Raw genomic sequence first — 6265 nt, 5'->3', positions numbered from 1 at the left:
ATCCTTATCCAGTAATTCCACTTTAGTATTTGGATCGGTTATAACTTCAACAGGATCTTTCTTATCTGCTTTTCCATCAAGAGTACCAACAACTGATGGTTTCATCGGAGGTGTTGTATCAGTTGCCTTAACTGGATTAGATGTAGAACTATTTGGATGTTCCGCATTATCAGTTGCCTTGGCAGTGACATTACCTTCAGGAATAGGTTTTGTCGGAGTGATAGTAACATGCCCTGTATCATCCGTCGTACCCGAACCAATAATATTGCCATCTTTGTCTAGTAAATCAACATGAGTATTCGGATCCGTTGTCACCGTAATCGGTGTTTGAGTATCGGCTTTACCAGTTAAATCAGTATCAAGCGTTGGAGTAGCTGGTGGCGTAGTATCAGTTGCTTTTTTTGGTTGAGAAATTGCCACATTAGGAACTTCCGCATTGTCATAAGCTTTAGCGATGATATTGCCCTCAGGAATAGGCACCGTTGGTGAAATTGTAACTCGACCATTACTATCCGTCGTACCTGAACCAATCACGTTGTTATCCTTATCAAGTAACTCAACACGTGTATTCGGGTCTGTCGTTACGGTAATCGGTGTTTTAGTCGTTGCTTTACCAGTTAAATCATTTGTCACAACAGGTTCCGTCGGAGGTGTAGTATCAGTTGCTTTTTTAGGTGCAGAAGTTGAGACATTTGGGTGTTCCGCATTATCGTAAGCTTTCGCAGTTACATTACCTTCCGGTATAGGTTGAGTTGGCGTAATAATGGCATGACCATTAGCACCTGTAGTCCCCGAACCAATGACATGATTATCTTTATCTAGTAACTCAATACGAGTATTCGGATCAGAAGACACATCAACTGGAGTTCTAGTCGTTGCCTTACCAGTTAAATCATTTGTCACAATAGGTTCCGTCGGAGGTGTAGTATCCGTCGCTTTCTTCGGTTGAGACGTAGAACTGTTTGGATGTTCTGCGTTATCCGTTGCTTTAGCACGTACATTACCTTCAGGAATAGGTATCGTAGGTGTAATCGTAACACGACCATTACTATCTGTTGTACCTGAACCAATGACATGATTATCCTTATCAAGTAAATCAACATGAGTATTTGGATCCGTTGTTACCGTAATCGGTGTTTTAGTAGTCGCCTTACCAGTTAAATCATTCGTCACAACAGGTTCCGTCGGAGGTGTAGTATCCGTCGCTTTGACATGATCAGATGTAGAACTATTCGGATGTTCTGCATTATCTATAGCCTTGGCAGTAACATTACCTTCCGGAATAGGACGAGTTGGCGTGATTGTAACACGTCCATTAGCACCAGTCGTACCCGAACCAATCACACGACCATCTTTGTCTAAAAGTTGTACGCTTGTATTCGAATCCGTAATAACTTCAATCGGTGTTTTAGTAGTCGCCTTTCCAGCTAAAGGTGTTGTCACTCTAGGTTTAGTCGGTGGCGTCGAATCCGTTGCTTTGACTGGATCAGATATAGAGCTATTAGGATGTTCCGCGTTATCCGTTGCTTTGGCAATCACATTACCTTCTGGAATAGGACGAGTTGGCGTTATAGTAACATGTCCATTAGCTCCCGTAGTCCCAGAACCAATAACATTGTTATCCTTGTCTAATAATTGAACATTCGTATTAGGGTCCGTAATAACTTCAATTGGTGTTAAAGTTGTCGCCTTTCCACCTAGTGGTGTTGAAACTCTAGGTTTAGTTGGAGGCGTTGTATCAGTTGCTTTAACCGGATCAGATGTAGAACTATTCGGATGTTCTGCATTATCTATAGCCTTGGCAGTGATATTACCTTCCGGAATAGGTCTTGTAGGTGTAATTGACACTCGACCTGAACTATCTGTTGTTCCGGTACCTATGATTTGCCCATTTTTATCTAATAATTGAACATTCGTATTCGGATCAGTTGTAACTGTAATCGGATCAGTCGTACCTGCTTTTCCAACTAATGGTGAAGTGACTCTAGGTTTAGTTGGAGGTGTAGTATCCGTCGCTTTTCTAGGTGCAGACGTTGAAACGTTGTTAGCAGGGTCATACGCTTTGGCAATCACATTACCTTCTACAATAGGTGTTGTAGGAGTGATTATTATATGACCATTTCCGTCAGTCGTACCTGTACCTATAATGTGCCCATTTTTATCAATTAAATCCACTCGTGTATTTGGATCTGTAGTAACAGTAATCGGTGTTAAAGTTGTTGCTTTACCAGTTAAATCTGTATCGACAGTTGGAACTGTTGGTGGAATAGTATCTGTTACTGATACGTGATCAGAGTCTATTGAGTTAGGTGTCTCTGCACCATCTGTAGCGCGTGCGTAGATTTTACCTAAAGGTAGTGGTGCTGTTGGCGTAACAATACCGTGGCCGTCTATTCCAGTAAGAATTAAACCATAACTTTTTCCATTTTCATCAAAAATTTCCACTCTAGTCATAACATCTGTAGAAACATCAATAGGTGTTCTCGTACCCACTTTATTTACTAAATTAGTATTAATTACTGGTTTTCTAGGTGGTGTTGTATCAGTAACGTGTCTTGGATCAGATGTTGCATTATTAGTTGCATCAGTTTGATCATATGCTTTTGCAGTGATATTACCTTCGAAAAGATAATGATCTGGAGTGATATTCACATGTCCATTAGAACCAGTAATTCCACGACCGATGACATTATTATTTTTATCTAATAGTTCTACTCGCGTATTTGGTGTAGATGTAATGTCGATAACTGGTGTAGAGAAAGCTTTACCTGCAACATCTGTGTTAATGACTGGTTTCATTACAGGTATAAGTGTTGTCGCTTGAACAGGAATCGAAACAGAACTATTCGGATGTAAAGCATTATCTGTAGCTTTCGCAGTCACATTTCCCTCAGGAATAACTCGATCTGGCGTAATAATCACATGACCACTAGCATCCGTTGTACCTGCTCCAAAAATACGTCCATTTTTATCAATTAATGCAACATGTGTGTTTGGATCAGTAGAAACATCAATAGGTGTTAATGTACCAGCTTTATATACTAATCGAGTGTTAATGACTGGTGTTGTAGGTGGGGTCGTGTCAGTTGCAAATTTAGGATCGGATGTTGAAACTTTTGATTCATCACTGTGATTATAAGCTTTTGCAGTGACATTACCTTCAGGAATAGGACGAGTTGGCGTAATGAAAGCATGTCCATTAGAACCTGTAGTACCTGTACCAATTTTATTGCCATTTTTATCGAAAATTTCTACTTTAGTATTCGGATCAGTAGAAACGTCTATGACAGAAGTTGTTGTTGCTTTACCTACTAAATTAGAGTTAATAGTTGGTTTTAATGGCGGCTGATTTTCGATAGAAGTTAATGCACTATCTTCAGGTAATAAACGACCTGATAAAACAGTATAGGCAGTTTTACTTGTACCACCCATTGCTGCTGTGTTGGCATATGACCAAGCGTTTTCCAATTCTGCATTCGTCACATTATCTCTTAATTTAACTTCAAGATGCATGTGATAAGCGCGATTTGCACCTTCTGGATGGTTGGGATCCACTTGAATACCAATTCCATAGTTCCAACCACTGAAAATGCCTCTTTGGTCTTCGACTGCTCTTCTCAAATCAGGATTATTTCTATTTGAGTGGAAATATTCGTTCGCATCAGAATTATAACTTCTGCCAGGACGAACACCATAACTGAGATAAAATGTTGTGTGACCAAAGTCATGTTGATTGCTATTTAGCATATCAAACATTTGAGTACTGTTATCTGGATCGATGATAAAATCGCTCGGTGACTCACTCAATAGACTGTTACTACCACTTCTTCTTTCATAAGCGGTATAAGATAGATTTCTAACTGAATCACTCGAAAATGAGCCATCTGAATTTAATTTCATTACTTTATATGGTAATAGCAATGTCATACCTAGACGATGTTGAGAACCACGTGGAATGAAATTAAATCCATCATTGTTGAAGAAAACATCATAAACTAAGTATTTTGAATTTCCATCACGTTTATAATAAGCACGCATTACGGTCTTTCTAAATGTAATATTTTCCACACCATTAACTTGTTGACCAGTACCTAACGCCCTACCATCAGGTAATGAGGCATAGTTACGTTGGTACACAATGACGTTTCTACCGGCATTCCAACGACCATTTAAAGTTGTAAATCTAAAATTAGTACCCTTTTCAATTTGTTGACCGTTTCTTGAATCGCGTTTACCTGAATGAGAACGAGTAATCACATTTGCTAATGAATTACGCGTTCGCTCTAATCTTGTAACTAATTCTAGAAGTGATTGTTGCGAGACATTACTAGATTGAGTGAAACGACTACTTTCTACAATTAATTTTTTCGCTTCTTCAATATGAGGATTTGAAGGTTCTATAGTTTCAACTTCTAATAATTTACTTTGAATTTCTTGAGTAAGATTAGTCAGTTTAGAAATGTTTTTGTCATCAATTTTCTATTTGTTATCCGACTTAGATTCTTTAGGTGTGTCTAGCTTATCATCATGGTTACTTTGATTCGAAGATTGCGTCCCTACGATCGATGAAGATTTTTCTTTCAGTTCATTTGTTTTTTCATCTTTAGTGACTGGCGATCTTTCTTCCATCTTTTCTTTAATAGATGTTGATGTCGAATTAGTAATTTCTTTTTCGCTTGTTTGAGTTTCTATTGCATTTTTTTCTGTAGTTATCTTGTCATTTTCTTTTGATTGCTTATTGATTTCTGCAGCTTGATCAGGAGTTTGATCATTTTGAATTGTTATTGCATCATTTGGATTACTATTATTGTCTCGGGATGCTTGTGGTTCAGTACTTTGCTGTGCTTTTTCAACTGTCGTATTGGTATATTCACTCGCATGGGCTTGATCAGTATGCGTTCCTAAAAATACTAACGTGGCGATTAATGTTGAGAAAGTTCCCACTGCATACTTTCGAATACTGAACTTTTGCAGTTTATCTCGATGATTCATTGATGTGCTTCTCTCCTATTCTATGTTGTATATTCTTGATGTTGATGTTATGAGTAGTTTTGAAAAAGTAATTCCGATAACACATAGCTCAATATCAAATGGATTGATAATTAAGTTACCATATTTATTGTCTTAATTTTTTCAGTCATTAGAACATAAAAAATTGCTCGACAAAAGTTTCACAACTCCTCTCGGGTGTTAATTTCAATTATCATTATGAAATGAACAATTCAGTAGTTGTTCTATTTAATTGTATCATTAATTTAATTGAGTGTGAAATAGATTTTAATTTAATAAAATAAAAAAATATAAATATTGAGAATCGTTATAAATTAGTTGAAAAAGAGACTCAAAACACATTATAGGTCTTGAGTCTTTGTACTAAATTATAATTTTGTTGATATATATTTTCCAGAAACATAAAGTTCATGTTCGTTGCAAATTGAAAGTATGTGGTTAAGTGAATGTGCATAAGCCATATCTCTATAAATTTCCATGCTATTTAGTGGCACATCAGTAAATATTTCGGCTAACTTTTTTGACAAAGTTAAATTATACTTATCTGCTTCAATTTTCTTACGTTGTCCAGGAGTCAATTGTTCAATATTGGATAATACATTCTCAACACTTCCATAGGTTTGAATCAATTTAAGAGCTGTTTTTTCACCTATACCTTTAACACCAGGATATCCGTCTGCAGAATCACCCATAAATGCTTTAATATCAATTAATTGTTGTGGATTTAACTGATATTCTTCATTAAAACGAGTTAAAGTATAACGATTATAAATATTAAATCCTTTCTTTATTAACCAAACTTCTACATTATTATTAATGCATTGTAATAAGTCTTTATCTCCAGTGATGATGTGGACCTCGTTATTATCAGAAAATGTTTTTGCCAAAGTTCCTATCACATCATCAGCTTCATAATTAGTCATTCCAACATTTATAAATCCAAATTGGTCTGAAATTTCTTTGACGTAGTCAAACTGTGGAATAAGCTCTTCTGGTGGTGCTGGACGATTTTGCTTATAGTTGGTATACATATCATTTCTAAAAGTGGATTGTCCCATATCCCAACATACAGCTACATGACTAGGATTGATTTCATTTATTGCTGTGAAGATATGTCTAACGAAACCTTGAATTCCGTTAGTTGGTATACCTTTTGAATTATACATAAATTGATTGTGTAAACTTGTAGCATAGAAATGTCTAAATAATAAAGCCATTCCATCTACTAATAGGACACGATTTTTCATATTTTGTG

Annotated in this window: 2 protein-coding genes and 1 pseudogene; all 3 read right to left on the bottom strand. The window is 36.5% G+C overall.

Features of this window, described 5'->3' with window-relative positions; all coding sequences use genetic code 11:
- A partial coding sequence (locus HMPREF3265_RS06145; RefSeq protein ID WP_070861162.1) for a hypothetical protein occupies positions 1 to 4257 on the bottom strand: 4257 nt, incomplete at its 3' end.
- A gap of 611 nt (positions 4258 to 4868) precedes the next feature.
- Positions 4869 to 4992, bottom strand: a pseudogene (locus HMPREF3265_RS13110) (YSIRK-type signal peptide-containing protein); the annotation flags it as partial.
- A gap of 386 nt (positions 4993 to 5378) precedes the next feature.
- Entirely contained in the window at positions 5379 to 6257 is an 879-nt protein-coding gene (locus HMPREF3265_RS06135; protein WP_070581693.1) for a 5'-3' exonuclease, read from the bottom strand.
- Positions 6258 to 6265: the final 8 nt, after the last annotated feature.

This window comes from Staphylococcus sp. HMSC62B09, from assembly GCF_001839115.1.
GTDB classification, from domain to species: Bacteria; Bacillota; Bacilli; order Staphylococcales; family Staphylococcaceae; genus Staphylococcus; species Staphylococcus haemolyticus.
This window is presented reverse-complemented; position numbering and strand designations above follow the sequence as displayed.